The organism is Streptomyces himalayensis subsp. himalayensis (genome assembly GCF_013778455.1).
Taxonomy (GTDB): domain Bacteria; phylum Actinomycetota; class Actinomycetes; order Streptomycetales; family Streptomycetaceae; genus Streptomyces; species Streptomyces himalayensis.
In genome coordinates, this window is sequence record NZ_JACEHE010000037.1 from 42,746 (window position 1) to 64,459 (window position 21,714).

A 21,714-nucleotide genomic window follows, 5' to 3' on the forward strand; every position below is an offset into this window, starting at 1 on the left:
CGAGCGGTGCGGGCCTCAGGGACGGAGCGAGCGGTGCGGGGCTCACGCGAGTGTGAGCGCCCGCATATGTGCCGTGCCGATGCGGATCAGTCCCCGCCCGCCGAGTCGTTCGCGATCGTCTCGTGGTGGCGGATGACCTCCGCGATGATGAAGTTCAGGAGCTTCTCGGCGAAGGCCGGGTCGAGCTTGGCGCTCTCCGCGAGGCGCCGGAGCCGCGCGATCTGGCTGGCCTCGCGGGCCGGGTCGGCCGGGGGGAGCTGGTGGGCGGCCTTGAGGTGGCCGACCTGCTGGGTGCACTTGAAACGCTCGGCGAGCATGTGTACGACGGCCGCGTCGATGTTGTCGATGCTGTCGCGCAGCCGGGACAGCTCGGCGCGGACGGCGGGGTCGATGTCGTCGGCCGTGCCGGGCCCGTGCGGCGTACCGGGCTCGTTGATGTTGCTGGTGGTCATGGGGCGACACCCTACGTGGCAGGTGGAGGGTGGGGCACGGCCCCCGGTCCTCAGCCACCGGCACGACGGCCTGCGCGGTGGTCAGCTGGGGCGCGGCGGGCGGAGCGGTGGTCTGTCCGACGGGGCGGCGCGGTGGCCCGCACGGTGGGCGGCACATGGCCCGCACGGTGGGCGGCGCATGGCCCCCATGATGGGCGGGGCGGAACGGTGGCCTCCACGACGGGGGCGGCACGGTGGCCTCCACGACGGGGCGGCAAGGGGCCGGCGCCCGTCGATCGCCAGGCCCGTCGGCGCCCGTCCCGCATACAGTGGGGGCAGTGCAGCGAGGCCACAGCGTGGAGATGTGTTCTGGCGTCTGAAGGGGGTTCGGACGTGGCGGACGGCGGACCGGTCGAGCACGGCTATCCGCATCTGGACATGGTGCGGTCGGCCATCACCGCGCTGTACAGAAGACTCTCGTACCACACGGTCAACAGCTTCGACACCAGCGTCGTCCCGGCCGACGTGGCGTTCTGCGACCAGGACGATCTCCATCTGGGCGTGCAGCGTGTGGCCCGCGAGATCGTGCGGCACTACCGGCTGCCGGACGCCCGCATGATCGTCAGCTTCCGCGAGATGGAGCATGCCGCGTACGTCGAACTCGCCGCGGGCCCCGAGTACTTCATCGAGCTGAACAACCGCTTCCGCAACCACCGCAGGGACATCGGCGCGGCGCTCGCGCACGAGGTGACGCACATCTATCTGCACCGCCTGGACCTGTCGTTCCCCGGCACGCGCGACAACGAGATCCTGACCGACACCGCCGCGGCGTATCTGGGCGCGGGCTGGCTGCTGCTCGACGCGTTCCGGGAGGACGCCGTGTCGTCGCAGAAGCTGGGCTATCTGACGCCGGAGGAGTTCGGGTACGTGCTGGCCAAGCGGGCGCTGGCCTTCGGCGAGGACCCGTCGACGTGGTTCACCAGTCCGCAGGCGTACACGGCGTATACGAAGGGCATGGCGCAGGCCCGCCGTGATGAGCAGCAGCCGCCGCTGACGGCGGCCGGGTGGGCGGGGCGGCGGCGGTACGCGAAGGACCGCCGGTTCGCGCAGGACCACCAGGTGCCCGTACCCCCGCCCGGGCTCCAGCCGGGGCCGTACGCCTTCGACGGGCGGACGCCACTGCGGGTGTCCTTCCCGTGTCCGACGTGCCATCAGCGGATCAGGGTGCCGGTGCGGGGGCGCGTCCGCGCGCGGTGCGCGCTATGCCGGACGGTGCTGGAGTGCGACACCTAGGGCTGTCGTCGTGGGAGGGGCCGCGGAACCTCCCGGTCCGCGGCCCCATGCCATGGCGAGCGCCGGCCGTCACTGGTCCCCGCCGCCACCGCCCTCCGCGGGCAGCGCCAGGCAGAGCGCCGCGCAGGGCACGGCCCGGACGTCGGGCTCCTCGTCGCGGCCGGCCGCATCCGCAAGCTGATCGCGCCCTTCGCGACCCTCGACTCGATCCCCCTGGAGCCGCACTTCCGCGCGGCCCCTGCCTGTCACAAGGTCACTACGGACAGCTGATCGAAGTGGTGGGCCTAGGCCGCCCGCCGCCCCCCTTGGCCCCCGCGCTCAGAGCGGTTCGGGCGCGCCTGGCTCTGCGCCGCACCGCGACCCTGCTGCCGTCCCCTGGCCGTGCCCCGGGGCTCTCCGTTCCGCGGCTGCTCGCCATGGGCCGGCGCCTGCCCCTGACCCGTACGCCCAGGCCGGCCCGCGCCGCCTGCCCGCCGGGCGCCGCCCCGTCGCGACCGCGGCTTGGCCGCCTGCTGCTGCACCGGCTGCGGAACCTCGATCGTGACCGCGACGCCCGACGGCTCGCGCGCTCCCGTGATCCGGACGAGTTCCTCGTCGCTGGACTTGATCCTGGCCGTACGCGGCTGGATGCCCGCGTCGTTCATCAGGCGGCTCATCTCCCGCTTCTCGTCCGGGAGTACGAGGGTCACGACGCTGCCCGACTCGCCCGCTCTGGCGGTGCGGCCGCCGCGGTGGAGATAGTCCTTGTGGTCGGTGGGCGGATCGACGTTCACGACGAGGTCGAGGTCGTCGACGTGGATGCCGCGGGCGGCCACGTTCGTCGCGACCAGGGCGGTGACCTGGCCGTTCTTGAACTGGTCGAGGGTGCGGTTGCGCTGCGGCTGCGAGCGGCCGCCGTGCAGCGCCGCCGCCCGTACGCCACTGGCCAGCAGGCGCTTGGCGAACCGGTCCGCGGCGCGCTTGGTGTCCACGAAGAGGATCACCCGGCCGTCCCGCGCCGCGATGCGCGTGGCGACGGCCTTCTTGTCGGTCTCGTCGACGACGTACAGGACGTGGTGCTCCATCGTGGAGACCGCGCCCGCGGACGGGTCGACGGAGTGGACCACGGGATCGGTCAGGAACATCCGCACGAGCCGGTCGATGTTCTTGTCGAGCGTCGCCGAGAACAGCATCCGCTGACCCGTAGGCTGCACCTGCTCCAGCAGCGCCGTGACCTGCGGCATGAAGCCCATGTCGGCCATCTGATCGGCCTCGTCGAGCACGGTGACCGCCACGTCGCCGAGCCGGCAGTCTCCCCGGTCTATGAGGTCCTTGAGGCGTCCGGGCGTGGCCACGAGCACCTCGGCGCCGCGCCGCAGCGCACCGGCCTGCTTGGTGATCGACATTCCGCCGACGACGGTGGCGAGCCGCAGGTTCACGGCGGTGGCGTACGGCGTGAGGGCGTCGGTGACCTGCTGTGCGAGCTCACGCGTGGGCACCAGCACCAGGACGAGCGGCGCCTTCGGCTCGGCGCGCCGGCCCGCGGTCCTGGCGAGCAGGGCCAGCCCGAAAGCGAGGGTCTTGCCGGAGCCGGTGCGCCCGCGCCCGAGTATGTCCCGGCCCGCGAGGGAGTTCGGAAGCGTGGCGGCCTGGATCGGGAAGGGCTCGACCACACCCTGGGCCTCGAGGGTCTTCTGCAGGGCGGCGGGCATGTCCAGCTCGGCGAACGCCTCGACGGCGGGCAGCGCGGGGGTGGTGCTGCGGGGCAGCGTGAATTCCTGGGGCGGCGCCGACCGGCGGGCGGGAATCTTTCCGGGCCTCTTCGCCGAGTTCGCCGGAGCCCCCGCGCGGGAGCTCGCGGGGCGTCGGCGGGCGGGGCGTGCCGGGCGTTCTGAGCTGGATCGAGTCATATGGTTTGCCTTCCTGAGGGCAGCAGAAACCGGGACCCGCACCGAAAAGGTGCGGGCCCCGGCTGCGAAAATCGCGTCCCGGCGATCAGGCGGGGAGGATGTTCTCCGCCTGCGGGCCCTTCTGGCCCTGCACGACGTCGAAGCTGACCTTCTGGCCCTCCTGGAGCTCACGGAAGCCCTGGGTGGCGATGTTCGAGTAGTGGGCGAAGACGTCGGCGCCGCCGCCGTCCTGCTCGATGAAGCCGAAGCCCTTTTCCGAGTTGAACCACTTCACGGTTCCAGTAGCCATTTTTAATCTCCCTAACGGGTGTGCTGCGGAAATCCACGACCTGTGGATTCCTAGTCGCCGCGTCATGACCCCGTGCCGGAAAGCCCGGTAAAACAAAATGCGCCTGACGATCATTCCGTCAGGCGCACACAAAGTTCATGGGTACCAAAACCGCAACGCCCTCACCGTAGCACGTCCGGGCGGCAGAACCACGAATACCGCCCGGACGGTCCCCCGAACGGCTCAGAGTCGCTCGACGATCGTCACGTTCGCCTGGCCTCCGCCCTCGCACATCGTCTGCAGTCCGAATCGGCCATTCGTGCGCTCCAGCTCGTGCAGCAGCGTCGTCATCAGTTTCACGCCGGTGGCGCCCAGGGGGTGGCCCAGGGCGATGGCGCCGCCGTTGACGTTGACCTTGTCGGGGTCGGCGCCGGTCTCCTTGAGCCAGGCGAGGACCACCGGGGCGAACGCCTCGTTGATCTCGACCAGGTCGATGTCGTCGATCGTGAGGCCGGTCTTCTTCAGGGCGTACGCCGTGGCCGGAATCGGCGCAGAGAGCATGCGGATCGGGTCCTCCCCGCGCACCGAAAGGTGGTGGATTCGGGCGCGGGGCGTCAGCCCGTGCTCGCGTACCGCCTGCTCGGAGGCGAGGAGCATCGCCGCCGCGCCGTCCGAGACCTGCGAGGAGCAGGCCGCGGTGATCGTGCCGCCCTCTATGACGGGCTTCAGGCCCGCCATCTTCTCCAGGGTCGTGTCGCGCCGCGGCCCCTCATCCACGGTCACGTCGCCGTACGGCACGGTCTCGCGCGCGAAGCGGCCCTCGTCGATCGCGCGGATCGCCCGCTGGTGGGACTTCAGCGCGAACTCCTCCTGGTCGCCGCGTGTGATGCCCCACTTCTTCGCGATCAGTTCGGCGCCGTAGAACTGGTTGACGGGCTGGTCGGCGTACCGCGCGCGCCAGCCGTCGCTGCCCGCGTAGGGGCCCTCCGTCAGCCCCAGCGGCTCGGTGGCCTGCCGTGACGCGAACGCTATGGGGATCATGGACATGTTCTGGACGCCGCCGGCGACCACCAGGTCCTGCGTGCCGGAGAGCACGCCCTGCGCCGCGAAGTGCACGGCCTGCTGCGAGGAGCCGCACTGCCGGTCGACGGTCACGCCCGGCACCTCCTCGGGCAGCCCGGCCGCGAGCCAGCAGGTGCGGGCGATGTCCGCAGCCTGCGGGCCGACCGTGTCCAGGCAGCCGAAGACGACGTCCTCGACCGCGGCCGGGTCGATCCCGGTGCGCTCGACGAGCGCCTTCAGCACGTGCGCGCCCAGGTCGGCGGGGTGGACGGCCGCGAGGCCTCCCCTGCGCCGCCCGACCGGGGTTCGGACCGCTTCGACGATGTAGGCCTCGGGCATGGCTGGACCTCCGTTGGTCAGCTGTCGCTATGGGCTTTCGCTGTCGCTATGGGCTTTCGCTGTCGCTATGGGCTTTCGCTGTCGGTTCGGGGTTTTCTCGTACGGCTCGTACGGCGACCCCGTCCAGCACCATCGACAGGTACTGGCGGGCGATCTCCTCGGGGCTGTGCTGTCCGCCCGGCCGGTACCAGGACGCGGCGACCCACACGGTGTCGCGCAGGAACCGGTAGGTGAGGCGGATGTCCAGGTCGGCGCGGAACACGCGGTCGGCGACGCCCCGCTCCAGGGTGCCGAGCCAGGCCTTCTCGAACTTCTCCTGGGACTCGGCGAGATAGGCGAACCGCGGCTGCCTCGCGAGGTGCCGGGACTCCTTCTGGTAGATCGCGACGGCGGACCCGTGCCGGTCGATCTCCCGGAACGACTCGGTGACCAGGGCCTCGATGGTCTCCCGTGGCCCGAGACCGGCGGCGAGCACGGCGTCGTACCCGTCCCAGAGCTCGTCGAGGAAGATGGAGAGGATCTCGTCGAGGATCGACTCCTTGGAGTCGAAGTGGTAGTAGAGGCTGCCCGCGAGCATGCCCGCCTCGTCGGCGATCCTGCGGACGGTGGTCGCTTTGTAGCCGTGCGCGGCGAACACCTCGGCCGCGGTGGCGAGGAGTTCACGGCGCCGCTCGGGCGGCGGGGTCACCCGGGACTCCGGGGACTTGGTCTGACTGTTCTTCGGCACGTCACCATTGTCGGACTCTGTTGGCGGCGGTGCGGGCGGCGGACCGGGCGGCGTTCCTCACCGCGGCCCAGTCCCTGGGAGTCGGCCTGGAGCTGCTGCACCGCACCGTTCGCCTACGTCACGCAGCGCACGCAGTTCGGTACACCCGTCGGCTCGTTCCAGGCCGTCAAGCACCGGCTGGCGGACACCCTGCTCGCCCTGGAGTTCTCGCGCTCGCTGCTGTCCGGTGCCGCGCTGTCGATGGCCCCGGCCGGCATCGCCGCCGCCAAGGTCACGGCGGGCGAGGCCACGTACGCCGCCGCCCGCACGGCCCTCCAGCTCCACGGGGCGATCGGCTACACCGAGGAACGCGACCTCTCCCTCTGGCTCCGCAAGGCCCGCCCGCTACGGGGCGCGTGGGGGGACGCCGGGGGCGTGCCGGGCGAGGGTGCTGGGCCCCCAGACGCCCCGGCCCGGCGACCAGGCGACCGACCGGTAGCCCTCAGCGCACGAGCCGCTGCGCCCTGGCGGCCGCCAGCCACGCCGGGAACTCCGCGACCAGCTGGTCGTACAGGTCGTCGTCCGACACGGTCCGCGGGTCCGCACCGGCGTGGAAGAAGCCCGCGTTGTCGATCGGCCGCTTCTGCGGCACGGCCAGTTCGTCGAGCTTGTGCAGGAAATCGAACTGCTTGCTGCCCGGGTCGCCGAAGCCGATGAACTGCCAGAACATCGGCAGTCTCGCCGCCTTGCACAGATAGCGCTCGGCAGCCGGCTTGTTGATCGGGCCGCCGTCCGTCTGGAAGACGACCAGGGCCGGGGCGGTCGCACCGCTGTCGAGGTAGTGGTCGATGACGGCGTCCATCGCCAGGTGGTAACTGGTCTTGCCCATATGGCCGAGGCCGGCCACGATCTCGTCGATGCGCCCGCGGTGGTTGTCGAGGGCGATGTCCGTGACCGCGTCGATGTCCGTGGAGAAAAACACGACGGGCACGCGGCCGTCGTCGTCCAGGTGCGAGGACAGACCCAGCACCCGGTCGGCGAGCGCCTGCACGCTGCCGTCCTTGTAGTACGGCTTCATCGAGCCGGAGTAGTCGACGACCAGGTAGACGGCGGCCCGCTCGCCGCTCAGCCCGTGCTTGACGAGGGATACGCCCGCGCTCTTGTAGAGACTGACGAGTGCGGGCGCGGTCTGCTCCACCTTGGTGAGGCTGATGGCCGGTCCCATCCGGGCTCTCCGTTCGCTCGGTCCCCTCGACGCGCCTGCCCCCATCCCGGCTGGTTCCGCGCGTCCCGGCTGTCGAGGCTACGGCACCGCCCAGGAGCGGCCGGGGCACCCACTGCCGCGACAGCCTTACAGGTTCGCTATTTTGATCGCCGCCGTCCCCACCGGCCTTCTGTTCTGTGATGCCCTGATCCCCGAAGTCTCCGAGGAGCCGGTCGTGGAGCCTTCCGTCACCACTTGCTACCGCCACCCCAAAGTCGAGTCGTACGTCAGCTGCACCCGCTGCGACCGCTTCATCTGCCCGGACTGCATGCGCGAGGCGGCGGTCGGCCACCAGTGCGTGGAGTGTGTGAAGGAGGGCAACCGGTCCATACGCCAGGCCCGTACGGTCTTCGGCGGACGGATCTCGGCGGTCCCCGTCGTCACGTACACACTCATCGCCCTCAACGTGTTGGCGTATCTGGGTGAGCTGGTGCGCCCGGAGCTGGTCGACCGGTTCGCGATGCTCGGGGCCGGGCTGATCGGCCCGGACGGTGGCCACTACCTCTACCAGGACACGTATCCGGCGGAGTTCCACACCGAGGGAGTCGTCGACGGGGAGTGGTACCGGCTCATCACCGGGGCGTTCCTCCATCTGCCTCCCACACAGGGCACGTTCGGCATCCTCCACATCGTCCTCAACATGCTGTCGCTGTGGAACATCGGCCGTGCGGTGGAGAGCGGGCTGGGGCGCTCGCGCTATCTCGTCCTGTACCTGCTCTCCGCGCTGGGCGGTTCGGTGCTCGTGCTGCTGATCGCTCCCGATCAGTCGGCCGTCGGCGCGTCCGGCGCGGTCTTCGGCCTGGCCGCCGCGTACTACGTGATGAGCCGCCGTATCGGCGCGGACATGGGGGCGGTCAACCGCTTCATCGCGGGCTTTCTGATCTGGATGGTGATCTCGGCGTCGTTCACCTCATGGCAGGGCCACCTGGGCGGACTGCTCGCGGGTGGTGCGGTCACGGTCGCCTACGCGTACGCTCCGCGGAACCGTCGCACTCTCGCGCAGGCCGCCGGGGCGGTGGCGGTGCTGGTGCTGCTGGTCGCACTGGCGGTGCTGAAGGTGTCGCAGCTGACGGGCGGGGGCGGCGCGGTCTGAAGTCGTAGGAGAAGACCGGCGGCCGGGCGGCGGCATCCTGCGGCACCGACCGGCGGCCGGGCGGCGGCATCCTGGGCACCGTGCCCGTCAGGGCCGCCCGTACCCTGTCCCGTTATGAAGCGTGCTGGCTGTCTCTTTCTCGCCGTCGCCCCCGTGGCCACGGCGGCCGTTTTTCTCTTCGGGACCGACTCGGGCTCGGAAGATTCGCAGGACGGCAAAGGACCGCGATTCTCCGCGTCCGCATCCCCGGGCAAGGGAGCCGGTGCGTCGTCGGCCTCGGAACGGGCGAAGGAAGACCGCCTGATAGCCAAGTTGCCGCCGGGCCTCGCCGCTCCCGAGAAGAAGGAGCTGGCCCAGCAGATCGTGGCGAGCGCCGAGAACTCCACGCTCGACTGGCGCGGCCAGTACGACTACATCGAGGACATCGGCGACGGCCGCGGCTACACGGCGGGCATCATCGGCTTCACCACCGGCACCCACGACCTGCTCACGCTGGTCGAGCGCTACACGAAGTCCCACCCGGACAACGGTCTCGCCCGCTATCTGCCCGCCCTGCGCAAGGTCGACGGCACCGGCTCCCACAAGGGCCTGGACCCCGGCTTCACCGAGGACTGGGTGCAGGAGGCGCAGAAGGACGAGTTCCGCGAGGCTCAGGACACCCACCGGGACGAGATCTACTTCGAACCGGCCGTGCGTCTCGCGAAGCTCGACGGGCTCGGCACGCTCGGCCAGTTCATCTACTACGACGCGATGGTGCTGCACGGCCCCGGCACAGGACCGCGCGGCTTCTACGGCCTGCGCGAGGCAGCCATGGCCGAGGCCGACACGCCTGCCGAGGGCGGCAAGGAGAAGGCGTACCTGGACATCTTCCTGGACGTCCGCCGCAAGGCGATGAAGCACGAGAAGCCCGACCGCGACACGAGCCGCATCGACACGGCGCAGCGGCGCTTCCTCTACAACGCCAACTTCGAGCTGGACACTCCGCTGGTGTGGCAGGTGTACGGGGAGACGTTCCGGGTGCCGTAGCCTCCACGTCGCTCTCAGGCGTGGCGGAGGGCCGTCCTCCCATGTGGCAGGGGAGGACGGCCCAGGTTCTCGTAAGCGGTTCCGTTGATGATGAGAGTGCCCTCCGCAGCCTGGGCGGGGGTGGGAACGGCCAGCACGAGCAGGGTGGCCGCGGCGAGTGCGCCCGGGACGGTGACATACGACGGCGCATGGATCACTCCTCATGTGTGGGGGGTCGGGTGCACTCTGGCTACCCTCGGTAGGCAGACGGTGAAGCACCCCACCAGGGGCGCGCCGGAGCCCGTGATCCTCTGGCGCGTCGCCCCCGCGTCCGGGTTCAGCCGCGCGGGTCCGGGCGCCGGCCGTCGATCTCCTCCAGGTAGGTGCTCAATGGCTGCAGCGCCGCCCAGAGCTGCTCGAAGTAGCCCGCGAAGTAGCTCATGAAGGTGGGGTCCTCGACGCTGAAGCCGTTGAGACGCTGCCGCGAGCCGCCGGAGAACGCCAGGAAGACGGCGTTGTCGTCGACGAGCGCCATGTTCAGCCCGTCGGCGGGCGCCATCCAACGCAGCACGTTCGCCTCGTAGTTGAGCAGATGGCTGGTGTCCTCATGATGCCTGCGCGCCCAGGCCAGCATGTCCTTGTCGGGCACCCCGCCCTGCTCGGGCACCCCGATGATACGGCGGACGCACCGCTCGTCGTCACTCTCCTCAGCGGCCCACTCGAGGATGGCCTGGAAGTACTCGGCCGACGCCCTGGTCGTGTACTGGGTCGGCGGATAGCGCCGCGTGTAGGTGACGCGGATCTCAGACCTGGCACGGTGTACGCGCTCGGCAGCCGCGCCATAGAACTCGCGGTTGTCGCGGTACCAGCGCACGGCCAGACCCGTGTGTGCGGCCGCGTGCAGGCCCTCGGCGAGCGGCGCCTCGGCCACCGTGTCGAGCGGAGCGGCTGTGCCGGCCACTGCCCCCTGGCGCGACTCGTCGATCTGCCGCTTGGCGCGCAGCCAGCGCTCGCGCCAGTCCCGTACGTTCCCCTCGCAGCCGACGACGAACGCCTCCGTGTGCGGCCAGCTGGGAAATCTGCGGCCGTTGAGGATCGCGGAGACCGTGCTGCGGCTGCATCCCATCTTCCGCGCCAGCGTGGCCTCAGTGGGCTCGGCGTAGGTCCGGCGCCTGAGCTCGCGCAACTGGGCCGCGAAAACGAGTTGGGGTGCCGGTGGCGGGTTCTCTGCGCGCCGTTCGGTCACCCTGTTCCTCCTCGCCATGTCACACAACGTTCCTGAGTGACCGTCATTGTCCGCCAGTGTCAACGGTGTTCGCCAGAGTCCGTCAGCGCACCCCGGGTGTCCGTGTTGTTCTACGCGCGTCTCGCAGCCGTTGTCCATGCGCCATTACCGCTTCCACACTCGGGGTACCGGCCGACCGGTGCCGGTCCCGAGAGGAGGAACACCCATGTGACCGACCCACCACTTCGGCAACGGCTCATGAAGGCCGCGTCACGTCGGAGACCGTGAGAAAAGCCGAGGCCGCCCCCTGATGCTTCTGGACGGAAGCAGGGAGCGGCCTTCGGCTCAAAACACAAGAAGTCCCAGGAGACCTCATGTTCGTCGACTTCAGGATAGACCTCTCGGGTGTAGGCCTGGCGTTCGTAGCCGCGCTCGTGCTCGGCGTCGTACTCGTGCTCCTGCCCGCACCCACCGTCGCACTGCTGCAGGAAGCGGGCTGGCTGCTGCCCGCGGCGGCATGTCTCGCGGTGGGCGCACGCAGCGGCGGGAGCGTGCGGTGAAGGACCGCCCGCAGAGCGCCGCCGCAGCGGTCTGCCCGTGCTGCGGACGCCTGGAGGTGCGGCTGCGCCACACCATGCCCGTAGTGCACTGCTCCGGTCGGCTACTCATCGCCGAGTCACGGGAGTGCGGCCACTGCCACCGCAGGTTCACCTACCGGATCGGAGAGCTCGACTCCTGTCTGCCGGGTAATCATCGGGAGGACACCGACTGTCCCTGACACCGATGCGGTACGCACACGCGCCGTGGCGTCTACCTTTGTCCGGTCAAGGACAGGGCAGACGCCACGTCCGTGTTCCGTACTGCCGCGTCCGGGCCGCGGCCTCCTCGTCAAGGCGCTCGCCGACCACTGGGGCGTGGACTTGGGCCCGCCCAACCCAAGACCGTTTGGGCGCATCTCCCCCTGAAAACGTGACACTCGACGCCCGATCTGTCACATTCCCGGTGCGCCATAGTGCGGCCGCGTCGAGCGCCTCAAGGGGATCAAAGTTCACGAGCTGGACAGGGAGCCCGAGTTCACTGCGGACACGAAGGTCCGCCAGGCGGAGGCGGAGACGGGCAGTATCGGGCCGGTGGGTGATTTCGAGTCGCGGACGGGGACGACGCCGGGGCAGCCGTCGGCCACCTCGACGCACGCCCCGCCGTCCTGGTTGCTGTAGCTGGATTTGCGCCACCGTGCGGCGGTCAGGTCGAGGGCGGCTCGCATGAGGCGTACTCCTGCATCGCAGACTGGATCATCGCCGCGGAGTCCCGTGGCGAGAGGGCGTGTGCCCTCAGCCGATCGTATGCCCACCATCGCTCGGACACGTCCTCGTACTCCTCGATGACCTGGCCGGAGTTGCCACCCTCCACGTACGCGATCCGCGTGCCGTCGTGCAGTTCCAGGAGGATCTGCATCCCGCCCATCAAGAAGTGTTCTCCGTGGTCGAAGGGCAGGACCTGAATCACCGTCTGTGGGCCATCCATCAGCGGCAGGAGAGCGCCCAGTTGTGCGTGCATGACCGCTGGACCGCCGACCGGCCTCAGTATCACCGCCTCCTCCAGGACAACCGACAGCCTGGGCGGCGCCTCTCCGAGCAGACATGCCTGACGGTCGAGCCTCGCGGCGACCTTCGCTTCAATCTCCTCCCGCGTGGCCCTGGGCGCGCCGGCCCGCAGGAGCGCGCGTGCGTACTCCTTGGTCTGGAGAAGCCCCGGCACCACGTGTCCGGCGTACTCCAGGATGCTGACGGCCTGCGCCTCCAAGTCCATGTACCGCCGGTACTTGTCCGGATGCGCCTCCCGCCGCGCCAGTGCATACAGCCGCCCGAAGTGGCCTCCCGTGTCGAAGGCGGCGTCAAGCTTCGCGGGCAGGTCGGGCGGAACGGTCCGGTCGGCGGTCTCGACATTGCCAAGATGCGTCTTGCTGTAGTTCAGGACCTCGGCGAGACGGACCAACGACATACCCGCCTCCTCCCTGCACCTGCGCACCTCGGCGCCGAACAGATCCCGGACAGAACGGTCTGGGGTCAACTCGCGTGGACGTGCCGCCATGAACACCAATCCCTCATGTCCGCAACGGGCGTTGAGGACTTGTCTCCACTATCGAGCGTAGACAACGCAGCGCAACCATATGCGTACGCAAGGCAATCGAAAACAGGAGGTACCCGTGATGCCTGAGGTACGCGACCCCGCGCGGGGCTGGCGGCTGGACCGGATTCCGGGCAGGCGGGTGGTGCGCGCGCCCGACGAGTCGGCGCTCGCCGTGCCGCTGTGGATCGTCCGCGACGGCGAGCATCACGCCGACGCCCAGCTGCGGCTGAGCCTGATCGAGGCCGAGCAGCTGCACGCTGAACTGTGCCCGCCCTCGGCGACGACGGGCAGAAGCAGGCCCCCGCCTGCCGCCCGTAGGGAAACGCGCCGCGGCGCCCGCCCATGTCCGGTCGGGGACAGGGGGCAGGCGCCGCGTGGCGTTCCGTACGCCTTTGTACGGGACGTTTCGGTGACGGACCGTCAGACCATCAGGGCACGGTCCGTCGGGCGGATCGGCGCCGGCAGGTCGCTCGCGCCCGTCAGGAAGCGGTCGACCCCGCGAGCAGCCGAACGGCCCTCGGCGATGGCCCACACGATGAGGGACTGGCCGCGGCCCGCGTCACCGGCGACGAAGACGCCGGGCACGTTGGTCTGGAAGTCGGCGTCGCGGGCGACGTTGCCGCGCTCGTCGAGCTCCAGGCCGAGCTGCTCGACCAGGCCGTTCTCACGGTCGGTGCCCGTGAAGCCCATGGCCAGCGTGACGAGCTGGGCGGGAATCTTGCGCTCCGTGCCCGGCTTCTGGGTCAGCTTGCCGTCGACAAACTCGACCTCGATGAGGTGCAGCCACTGGACGTTGCCGTCCTCGTCGCCTTCGAAGTGCGTGGTCGAGACGGAGTAGACCCGCTCGCCGCCCTCCTCGTGCGCGGAGGTGACCTTGTAGAGCATCGGGAAGGTCGGCCAGGGCTGGGCGACCGGGTTCCGCTCGTCGTTCGGGCGGGGCATGATCTCCAGCTGCGTGACGGAGGCCGCGCCCTGGCGGTGGGCGGTGCCGACGCAGTCCGCGCCGGTGTCACCGCCGCCGATCACGACGACGTGCTTGCCCTCGGCCGTGATCGGGGGCGCCACGAAGTCGCCCTCCTGGACCTTGTTGGCCAGCGGCAGGTACTCCATCGCCTGGTAGACGCCCTTGAGCTCGCGCCCCGGCACCGGCAGGTCGCGGGCCGTCGTGGCGCCCGCCGCGATCACGATCGCGTCGTACCGCTTGCGCAGTGCGCTGCCCGGCATGTCGCGGCCGATCTCGATGCCGGTACGGAACTTCGTGCCCTCCGCGCGCATCTGCTCGATGCGGCGGTTGATGTGGCGCTTCTCCATCTTGAACTCGGGGATGCCGTAGCGGAGCAGACCGCCGATGCGGTCGGCGCGCTCGTACACCGCGACCGTGTGGCCCGCCCGGGTCAGCTGCTGGGCGGCGGCCAGGCCGGCCGGGCCCGAGCCGATCACGGCGACGGTCTTGCCCGAGAGGCGCTCGGGGGCCTGCGGCGCGACATCGCCGCTGTCCCACGCCTTGTCGATGATCGAGACCTCGACGTTCTTGATGGTGACGGCAGGCTGGTTGATGCCGAGCACACACGCCGACTCGCACGGAGCGGGGCACAGGCGGCCCGTGAACTCCGGGAAGTTGTTGGTGGCGTGCAGGCGCTCGGACGCGTTCTGCCAGTCCTCGCGGTACGCGTAGTCGTTCCACTCGGGGATCAGGTTCCCGAGCGGACAGCCGTTGTGGCAGAACGGGATGCCGCAGTCCATGCAGCGCGACGCCTGCTTGGAGATGATCGGCAGCAGCGAGCCGGGGACGTAGACCTCGTTCCAGTCCTTGAGGCGCTCGTTCACCGGGCGGGACTTGGCGACCTCACGGCCGTGGTTCAGAAAGCCCTTGGGATCAGCCATTGGTCGCCGCCTCCATCATCTTCTCGGTGATCTCGGACTCGGGGAGTCCGGCTCGCTCGGCGGCTTCCTTGGCGGCGAGCACTGCCTTGTACGTGCTGGGAATGATCTTGCTGAAGCGGTCCACCGACACGGACCACTCGGCGAGCAGCTTCTCGGCGACCGTCGAGCCGGTCTCCTCCGCGTGGCGGCGCACCACGTCGTGCAGCCACTGCTTGTCGGCGTCGTCCAGGGCCTCGATGGCGCCGACGTTGCCGGCGTTCACGTTGGCGCGGTCCAGGTCGATCACGTACGCGATACCGCCGGACATGCCCGCCGCGAAGTTGCGGCCGGTCTCGCCGAGGACCACCGCGCGGCCACCGGTCATGTACTCGCAGCCGTGGTCGCCCACGCCCTCGGACACGACGGTGGCGCCGGAGTTGCGGACGCAGAAGCGCTCGCCGGTGCGGCCGCGCAGGAACAGCTCACCGCCGGTCGCGCCGTACGCGATGGTGTTGCCCGCGATCGTCGAGTACTCGGCGAGGTGGTCGGCGCCCCGGTCCGGGCGGACGATCACGCGGCCGCCGGACAGGCCCTTGCCGACGTAGTCGTTGGCGTCGCCCTCGAGGCGCAGCGTCACACCGCGCGGCAGGAAGGCACCGAACGACTGGCCCGCTGAGCCGGTGAAGGTGATGTCGATGGTGTCGTCGGGCAGGCCCGCGCCACCGAACTTCTTCGTCACCTCGTGGCCGAGCATGGTGCCGACCGTGCGGTTGATGTTGCGGATCGCGACCTGGGCGCGCACCGGCTGGGCGTCGTTCGCCGAGTCCACGGCGAGGGCGTCGGCGGCGAGCTTGATCAGCTCGTTGTCGAGCGCCTTCTCCAGCCCGTGGTCCTGCGCGATCACCTGGTGGCGCACCGCGCCCTCGGGCAGCTCCGGCACGTGGAAGAGCGGGGCCAGGTCCAGGCCCTGCGCCTTCCAGTGGTCGATCGCCCGCGTGACGTCGAGCGCCTCGGCGTGGCCGACGGCCTCCTCGATGGAGCGGAAGCCCAGCTCGGCGAGGATCTCGCGGACCTCTTCGGCGATGAACTGGAAGAAGTTCACGACGTACTCGGCCTTGCCCGCGAACCTGTCCCTCAGGACCGGGTTCTGGGTGGCGATGCCGACCGGGCAGGTGTCCAGGTGGCAGACGCGCATCATGACGCAGCCGGAGACGACGAGCGGCGCGGTCGCGAAACCGAACTCCTCGGCGCCCAGCAGCGCGGCGATGACGACGTCGCGGCCGGTCTTCAGCTGGCCGTCGGTCTGCACGACGATGCGGTCGCGCAGGCCGTTGAGCAGCAGCGTCTGCTGGGTCTCGGCGAGGCCGAGCTCCCAGGGGCCGCCGGCGTGCTTCAGCGAGGTGAGCGGCGAGGCGCCCGTACCGCCGTCGTGACCGGAGATCAGGACCACGTCCGCGTGCGCCTTGGAGACACCCGCGGCGACCGTGCCGACGCCGACCTCGGACACCAGCTTCACGTGGATGCGGGCGGCCGGGTTGGCGTTCTTGAGGTCGTGGATCAGCTGAGCCAGGTCCTCGATGGAGTAGATGTCGTGGTGCGGCGGCGGGGAGATGAGTCCCACGCCCGGCGTCGAGTGCCGGGTCTTCGCGACCCACGGGTAGACCTTGTGGCCGGGCAGCTGGCCGCCCTCACCGGGCTTGGCGCCCTGGGCCATCTTGATCTGGATGTCGTCGGCGTTGACCAGGTACTCCGAGGTCACGCCGAAGCGGCCGGACGCGACCTGCTTGATCGACGAACGGCGCGCCGGGTCGTACAGACGGTCGGCGTCCTCGCCGCCCTCACCGGTGTTGGACTTGCCGCCCAGCTGGTTCATGGCGATGGCGAGGGTCTCGTGCGCCTCCTTGGAGATGGAGCCGTACGACATGGCGCCGGTGGAGAACCGCTTGACGATCTCGGAGACCGGCTCGACCTCCTCGACCGGGATCGAGGGGCGGTCGGACGTGAAGCCGAACAGGCCGCGCAGCGTCATCAGCCGCTCGGACTGCTCGTTCACGCGGTCCGTGTACTTCTTGAAGATGTCGTAGCGGCGCGTGCGCGTGGCGTGCTGCAGGCGGAAGACCGTCTCCGGGTCGAACAGGTGCGGCTCGCCCTCACGGCGCCACTGGTACTCGCCGCCGATGTCCAGCGCACGGTGCGCCGGGGCGATGCCGGAGGCCGGGTACGCCTTGGCGTGGCGAGCGGCGACCTCCGCGGCGATGACGTCGATGCCGACGCCGCCGATCTTGGTGGCGGTGCCGTTGAAGTACTTCTCGACGAAGGCGTCGTCGAGACCGACGGCCTCGAAGACCTGCGCGCCGCGGTAGGAGGCGACGGTCGAGATGCCCATCTTGGACATGACCTTCAGCACGCCCTTGCCGAGGGCGTAGATCAGGTTGCGGATGGCCTTCTCGGGCTCGATGCCGGGGAGGAACGTTCCCGCCCGGACGAGGTCCTCGACGGACTCCATCGCCAGGTACGGGTTGACGGCCGCGGCGCCGTAGCCGATGAGCAGCGCGACGTGGTGGACCTCGCGGACGTCGCCGGCCTCGACCAGCAGGCCCACCTGGGTGCGCTGCTTGGTGCGGATGAGGTGGTGGTGGACGGCCGCGGTGAGCAGCAGCGACGGGATCGGCGCGTGCTCGGCGTCCGAGTGGCGGTCCGACAGGACGATCAGGCGGGCGCCGTTGTCGATGGCGGCGTCGGCCTCGGCGCAGATCTCCTCGATCCGCGCTGCCAGCGCCTCACCGCCGCCGGAGACCCGGTACAGGCCGGACAGGGTCGCGGCCGTCATGCCCGGCATGTCGCCGTCGGCGTTGATGTGGATGAGCTTGGCCAGCTCGTCGTTGTCGATCACCGGGAAGGGCAGGGTGACCGAGCGGCAGGAGGCCGCGGTCGGCTCGAGCAGGTTGCCGCCCGGGCCCAGGGACGAGTACAGCGAGGTGACGAGCTCCTCGCGGATGGCGTCCAGCGGCGGGTTGGTGACCTGCGCGAACAGCTGGGTGAAGTAGTCGAAGAGCAGCCGCGGGCGCTCGGACAGGGCCGCGATCGGGCTGTCCGTACCCATCGAGCCGATCGGCTCGGCGCCGGCCTTGGCCATCGGCGCGAGGATGACGCGCAGCTCCTCCTCGGTGTAGCCGAAGGTCTGCTGGCGGCGCGTGACCGAGGCATGCGTGTGCACGATGTGCTCGCGCTCGGGCAGGTCCTCGAGCTCGATGATCCCGGCCTCGAGCCAGTCCTGGTACGGGTGCTCGGCGGCGAGCGCGGCCTTGATCTCGTCGTCCTCGATGATGCGGTGCTCGGCGGTGTCGACGAGGAACATCTTGCCGGGCTGCAGTCGGCCCTTGCGGACGACCCTGGACGGGTCGATGTCGAGGACGCCGACCTCGGAGCCGAGGACGACGAGGCCGTCGTCGGTGACCCAGTAGCGGCCCGGGCGCAGACCGTTGCGGTCGAGGACCGCGCCGACCTGGGTGCCGTCGGTGAAGGTGACGCAGGCCGGGCCGTCCCAGGGCTCCATGAGCGTGGAGTGGTACTGGTAGAAGGCGCGCCGGGCCGGGTCCATCGAGTCGTGGTTCTCCCACGCCTCGGGGATCATCATCAGCACACTGTGCGGCAGCGACCGGCCGCCGAGGTGCAGCAGCTCCAGGACCTCGTCGAAGGACGCGGAGTCGGATGCGTCCGGCGTACAGATCGGGAAGACCCGCTCGAGCTCCTTGTCGCCGAACAGGTCGGAGACCAGCTGCGACTCACGCGCCTGCATCCAGTTGCGGTTGCCCTTGACCGTGTTGATCTCGCCGTTGTGCGCGACGAAGCGGTACGGGTGGGCGAGCGGCCAGCTCGGGAAGGTGTTCGTCGAGAACCGGGAGTGCACGAGCGCGACCGCGGAGGCGAAGCGGCGGTCGGACAGGTCCGGGAAGAAGGGCTCCAGCTGGCCGGTGGTCAGCATGCCCTTGTAGACGATGGTGCGGGCGGAGAGCGACGGGAAGTACACGCCGGCCTCGCGCTCGGCGCGCTTGCGCAGCACGAAGGCCTTGCGGTCGAGGGCAATACCCGTAACAGGCACAGCCGTGCCGTCGGCGACGAAGATCTGGCGGAAGGCCGGCATCGTCGAGCGGGCGGTGGCGCCGAGCAGCTCGGGGGCGACCGGAACCTCGCGCCAGCCCAGGACGGTCAGGCCCTCCTCGGCGGCGATGGCGTCGATCTGCGCGACGACCGCGGCGTTGCCCTCCAGCGGCAGGAAGGCGATACCGGCCGCGTAGGCACCCGCGGCGGGCAGCTCGAAGTCCACGACCTCGCGGAAGAAGGCGTCGGGGACCTGGGACAGGATGCCCGCGCCGTCGCCGGAGTCGGGCTCGGAGCCGGTGGCGCCGCGGTGCTCCAGGTTCCGCAGAACCGTGAGCGCCTGCTCGACCAGCGTGTGGCTCGCCTCGCCGGTGAGGGTGGCCACGAAGCCGACGCCGCAGGCGTCGTGCTCATTGCGCGGGTCGTACATCCCCTGCGCGGCAGGGCGTGCATCCATGTGCGACCACGGGGACTCGATGGTCGACCCGTCAGTCGCGGAATGCAGGGACGGCTGGCGCGGCGTACGCATCGGCTCTCCCGTCGTCGTCGTGGCATATAGCAGGTGCCGAGGGACGACGTTGGCCCTCTGACAAAATTTCATGCAGGTTACATGATGGGGCGCACCCCGGAAACGGGATAGTGCATTCCAGCATGCGGACATCGCCGGTTGGCGATGAAGAGGGGACCAATACGGACAGATCCATGACCGTCGGCCCACGGCGGGCGGGCTTCCTTGCCCGCGACGCTTACGGCTCATGCCCAGCGGTTAAGCCGCTGAAACCGCCTAGTAACGACTACTTATGCGGTCCTCTGCATAGGACCTCATCCTAGAGCCGTACCAAACAGATTACCCAGGACGTACGTCACACCCGCGGCCGCGCCGCCCAGGGCCAGTTGCCGCAGCCCGCTGAACCACCAGGACCGGGCCGTGACCTTCGCCACGACCGCCCCGCAGAGGAACAGCCCGAGCAGCGCGAGCACGAGCGCGGGCCACAGGGCGGTGGCACCGAGCAGATACGGCAGCACCGGCAGCAGGGCGCCCAGCGCGAAGGACCCGAAGGACGAGACGGCGGCGACGGTGGGCGAGGGCAGATCCCCGGGGTCGATGCCGAGCTCCTCGCGCGCGTGTATCTCCAGGGCCTGCTCGGGATCCTTCGACAGCTGCCTGGCGACTTCGCGGGCGAGGCCGTACTCGACCCCGCGCGACACGTAGAGCGCGGCGAGCTCCTTCTCCTCGTCCTTCGGGTGCTTCCTCAGCTCCCGGCGCTCGACGTCCAGCTCGGCCTGGACGAGCTCGCGCTGCGAGGCGACGGAGGTGTACTCGCCCGCGGCCATCGAGAAGGCTCCGGCGGCGAGTCCCGCGAGCCCCGTGAGGACGATGGTCCCCGGCGCCACGGATCCTCCGGCGACACCGGTGATCAGGGCCAGATTGGACACCAGACCGTCCATCGCGCCGAAGACGGCGGGGCGCAGCCAGCCACCGTTGACGTCACGGTGGGTGTGGTTGTCGCGGTGCGCCTCGTGCAGTGCCGCTTCGGTGTCGATGATGGACATGCCGCGCAGTGCTCCCTTTTTGTGCGCCTGAACCGGCGCCGCTTTCGCGAACCTGGTTGATCGCCGTCGTGGTTCTCAGTGGTGGTTCTCCATTGATGACTGCGGTGGGCGACCCTTCACGCCTCACGCCGTCAACACCCTCGAAAGTACGCACGAAAAACGGCTCCCGCTAGCAAGGAAGGCCGTACTTACCTGCGGTTTTGCGGTAGTTGAGGGGCTGGACGAGCGCCTCAGAGGACCACTGACGCTCATCGGTACGAGGTCGCGCGCAGATGTCGAAGGGGTGACGCTGGGGCTCGGGGGCTCCTGCCCGCCGTCCGGCGTGGCAGAGATCCAGGAAAGGGCCGGCGGGCAGCGTCGCGTGCCGGTCCAGGAAGGACTGGTCCAGCAGGTGCTGCGACCCCAGATCGCAGACCGACGACGACCGCAGACCGCAGATCCGCTGAGAGGCCCGCATGGCGTCCATTGCCCGTATTCCTTCGGTCCCGGCACCGGGTGGCGCGGCCGAGCTCCGCGAGCGGGGGCGCGGTGCGCTGCTCGGCCTCGCCGTCGGTGACGCGCTGGGCGCGCCCGCGGAGAACATGAAGCCGTCCCAGATCCGCCGCCGCTGGGGCCGTATCACGGGGTATGTCGCCGAGCGTCCGTCGGGCACGGACGACACCGAGTACGCGATCTTCTCGGGGCTGCTCCTCGCCCGGTACGGCTCCGGGCTCACCGTGGCGCAGGTTGAGGCGGCCTGGCACCAGTGGATCGCCGACCGGGACGAGGGCCCGTTCCGCGGCGCGGGTTTCAGCGAGCGCGGCACGCTGGAGAACCTCCGGCGCGGGCTCGCGGCCCCGATCTCCGCACAGCACCGGCACGCGTGGAGCGACGGCCTCGCGATGCGCGCCGCGCCCTTCGGCGTCTTCGCCGCGGGCCGCCCCGCCGAGGCGGCCCGGCTCGTGGCGATCGACGGCTCGGTCAGCCATGACGGGGAGGGCATCTACGGAGGTCAGGCGGTGGCCGCGGGCGTCGCGGCGGCGATGGCGGGGGCGCCCACCGTGGCGGTCGTGGCGTCCGCGCTCTCCGTCGTGCCCGACGACTCCTGGACCGCGCGCTCCCTGCGACGCGCGGTGGCCGTCGCACACCGCGGCGAGCGGGCGGTCCGCCGGGCCGTCGTCATCGGCGGCTACCCCTGGACGGATCTGGCTCCTGAGGCCGTTGCGCTGGCCTTCGGCGCGTACGCGGCGGCCGACGGTGCGTTCGTCCAGGCGGTGCTGACCGCGGTCAACATGGGCCGCGACGCCGACACCACGGCGGCCGTCGCGGGCGCCCTGGCCGGCGCCACGTGCGGGGTCTCCGCGATCCCCGCGGACTGGGCGACCGCCATCGGCCCGGCCAGGGGGACATGCCTTCCATCGATGAAGGGCCACCACGTTCTGGAGGTCGCGGACCTGCTGACACCCGAGGACCGCCCGGCGGGGCGAACGGCAGGCCCTTGATGTTGCGGAA

19 protein-coding genes and 2 pseudogenes are annotated in these 21,714 nt (G+C 70.2%); 7 read left to right on the forward strand and 14 right to left on the reverse strand.

Annotation, left to right across the window (positions count from 1 at the left end):
* Window positions 1-86: 86 nt before the first annotated feature.
* Window positions 87-452, reverse strand: coding sequence for a chorismate mutase (locus H1D24_RS36085; protein WP_181661946.1), 366 nt, complete (start codon window positions 450-452; stop codon window positions 87-89).
* Window positions 453-824: 372 nt separating this feature from the next.
* On the opposite strand from H1D24_RS36085, the gene H1D24_RS36090 reads away from it, so the two are divergent.
* Together H1D24_RS36090 and H1D24_RS43140 are read left to right on the forward strand one after the other, a co-directional pair.
* Window positions 825-1,724, forward strand: coding sequence for a hypothetical protein (locus H1D24_RS36090; RefSeq protein WP_181661947.1), 900 nt, complete (start codon window positions 825-827; stop codon window positions 1,722-1,724).
* A gap of 132 nt (window positions 1,725-1,856) precedes the next feature.
* Window positions 1,857-1,961: pseudogene (locus tag H1D24_RS43140) on the forward strand (acyl CoA--acetate/3-ketoacid CoA transferase subunit alpha); the annotation flags it as partial.
* A gap of 47 nt (window positions 1,962-2,008) precedes the next feature.
* On the opposite strand, the gene H1D24_RS36095 reads toward H1D24_RS43140, so the two are convergent.
* From H1D24_RS36095 to H1D24_RS36110, 4 genes are all read right to left on the reverse strand, one after another.
* Window positions 2,009-3,613 (reverse strand): DEAD/DEAH box helicase, encoded by a 1,605-nt coding sequence (locus H1D24_RS36095; protein ID WP_181661948.1) that lies wholly within the window; start codon window positions 3,611-3,613, stop codon window positions 2,009-2,011.
* A gap of 85 nt (window positions 3,614-3,698) precedes the next feature.
* Window positions 3,699-3,902 (reverse strand): cold-shock protein, encoded by a 204-nt coding sequence (locus H1D24_RS36100; RefSeq protein ID WP_067270399.1) that lies wholly within the window; start codon window positions 3,900-3,902, stop codon window positions 3,699-3,701.
* 222 nt (window positions 3,903-4,124) lie between these two features.
* A complete protein-coding gene (locus tag H1D24_RS36105; protein ID WP_181661949.1) occupies window positions 4,125-5,282 on the reverse strand; it encodes an acetyl-CoA C-acetyltransferase in 1,158 nt (385 codons plus the stop codon).
* A 46-nt stretch (window positions 5,283-5,328) separates the two neighbouring features.
* On the reverse strand, window positions 5,329-5,970 hold the full coding sequence (locus H1D24_RS36110; RefSeq protein ID WP_181661967.1) for a TetR/AcrR family transcriptional regulator: 642 nt from the start codon (window positions 5,968-5,970) through the stop codon (window positions 5,329-5,331).
* A 62-nt stretch (window positions 5,971-6,032) separates the two neighbouring features.
* Here H1D24_RS36110 and H1D24_RS36115 point away from each other — a divergent pair.
* Window positions 6,033-6,487 (forward strand): annotated as a pseudogene (locus H1D24_RS36115) (acyl-CoA dehydrogenase family protein); the annotation flags it as partial.
* A gap of 3 nt (window positions 6,488-6,490) precedes the next feature.
* Here the strand turns inward: H1D24_RS36115 and H1D24_RS36120 are convergent.
* Window positions 6,491-7,213: a VWA domain-containing protein gene (locus H1D24_RS36120; RefSeq protein WP_181661950.1), complete on the reverse strand. Its 723-nt coding sequence runs from the start codon at window positions 7,211-7,213 to the stop codon at window positions 6,491-6,493.
* A 214-nt stretch (window positions 7,214-7,427) separates the two neighbouring features.
* Between H1D24_RS36120 and H1D24_RS36125 the strand changes: the two genes are divergently transcribed.
* Both H1D24_RS36125 and H1D24_RS36130 read left to right on the forward strand, forming a co-directional pair.
* Window positions 7,428-8,345, forward strand: coding sequence for a rhomboid family intramembrane serine protease (locus tag H1D24_RS36125; RefSeq protein WP_309484574.1), 918 nt, complete (start codon window positions 7,428-7,430; stop codon window positions 8,343-8,345).
* A 114-nt stretch (window positions 8,346-8,459) separates the two neighbouring features.
* A complete protein-coding gene (locus tag H1D24_RS36130) occupies window positions 8,460-9,371 on the forward strand; it encodes a chitosanase (protein WP_181661952.1) in 912 nt (303 codons plus the stop codon).
* Window positions 9,372-9,385: 14 nt separating this feature from the next.
* Here the strand turns inward: H1D24_RS36130 and H1D24_RS36135 are convergent, their stop codons facing one another.
* Both H1D24_RS36135 and H1D24_RS36140 read right to left on the reverse strand, forming a co-directional pair.
* On the reverse strand, window positions 9,386-9,568 hold the full coding sequence (locus H1D24_RS36135) for a hypothetical protein (RefSeq protein WP_181661953.1): 183 nt from the start codon (window positions 9,566-9,568) through the stop codon (window positions 9,386-9,388).
* Between the two features lie 119 nt (window positions 9,569-9,687).
* Window positions 9,688-10,596, reverse strand: a complete 909-nt coding sequence (locus H1D24_RS36140) for a helix-turn-helix transcriptional regulator (RefSeq protein WP_181661954.1) — start codon at window positions 10,594-10,596, stop codon at window positions 9,688-9,690.
* A 353-nt stretch (window positions 10,597-10,949) separates the two neighbouring features.
* Here H1D24_RS36140 and H1D24_RS36145 point away from each other — a divergent pair, with 353 nt between their 5' ends.
* Window positions 10,950-11,135, forward strand: coding sequence for a hypothetical protein (locus tag H1D24_RS36145; RefSeq protein ID WP_181661955.1), 186 nt, complete (start codon window positions 10,950-10,952; stop codon window positions 11,133-11,135).
* Window positions 11,136-11,623: 488 nt separating this feature from the next.
* Here the strand turns inward: H1D24_RS36145 and H1D24_RS36150 are convergent, their stop codons facing one another.
* From H1D24_RS36150 to H1D24_RS36175, 6 genes are all read right to left on the reverse strand, one after another.
* Window positions 11,624-11,839: a DUF397 domain-containing protein gene (locus tag H1D24_RS36150; RefSeq protein ID WP_181661956.1), complete on the reverse strand. Its 216-nt coding sequence runs from the start codon at window positions 11,837-11,839 to the stop codon at window positions 11,624-11,626.
* The gene (locus tag H1D24_RS36155; protein WP_181661957.1) at window positions 11,818-12,666 is read right to left on the reverse strand and encodes a helix-turn-helix domain-containing protein; all 849 of its coding nucleotides are present in this window, start codon (window positions 12,664-12,666) and stop codon (window positions 11,818-11,820) included. The genes H1D24_RS36150 and H1D24_RS36155 overlap by 22 nt, the downstream gene beginning before the upstream one ends.
* Window positions 12,667-13,125: 459 nt before the next feature.
* Window positions 13,126-14,589, reverse strand: a complete 1,464-nt coding sequence (locus H1D24_RS36160) for a glutamate synthase subunit beta (RefSeq protein ID WP_181661958.1) — start codon at window positions 14,587-14,589, stop codon at window positions 13,126-13,128.
* Complete coding sequence (gltB, locus tag H1D24_RS36165; RefSeq protein WP_181661959.1) at window positions 14,582-19,198, reverse strand: glutamate synthase large subunit; 4,617 nt, start codon at window positions 19,196-19,198, stop codon at window positions 14,582-14,584. Before gltB ends, H1D24_RS36160 begins: the two co-directional genes overlap by 8 nt.
* Window positions 19,199-19,491: 293 nt before the next feature.
* Window positions 19,492-20,223, reverse strand: coding sequence for a VIT1/CCC1 transporter family protein (locus H1D24_RS36170; protein WP_181661960.1), 732 nt, complete (start codon window positions 20,221-20,223; stop codon window positions 19,492-19,494).
* Window positions 20,224-20,392: 169 nt separating this feature from the next.
* Window positions 20,393-20,689 (reverse strand): hypothetical protein, encoded by a 297-nt coding sequence (locus H1D24_RS36175; protein ID WP_181661961.1) that lies wholly within the window; start codon window positions 20,687-20,689, stop codon window positions 20,393-20,395.
* Here H1D24_RS36175 and H1D24_RS36180 point away from each other — a divergent pair.
* On the forward strand, window positions 20,679-21,704 hold the full coding sequence (locus H1D24_RS36180; protein WP_181661962.1) for an ADP-ribosylglycohydrolase family protein: 1,026 nt from the start codon (window positions 20,679-20,681) through the stop codon (window positions 21,702-21,704). The genes H1D24_RS36175 and H1D24_RS36180 overlap by 11 nt on opposite strands.
* Window positions 21,705-21,714 lie beyond the last annotated feature (10 nt).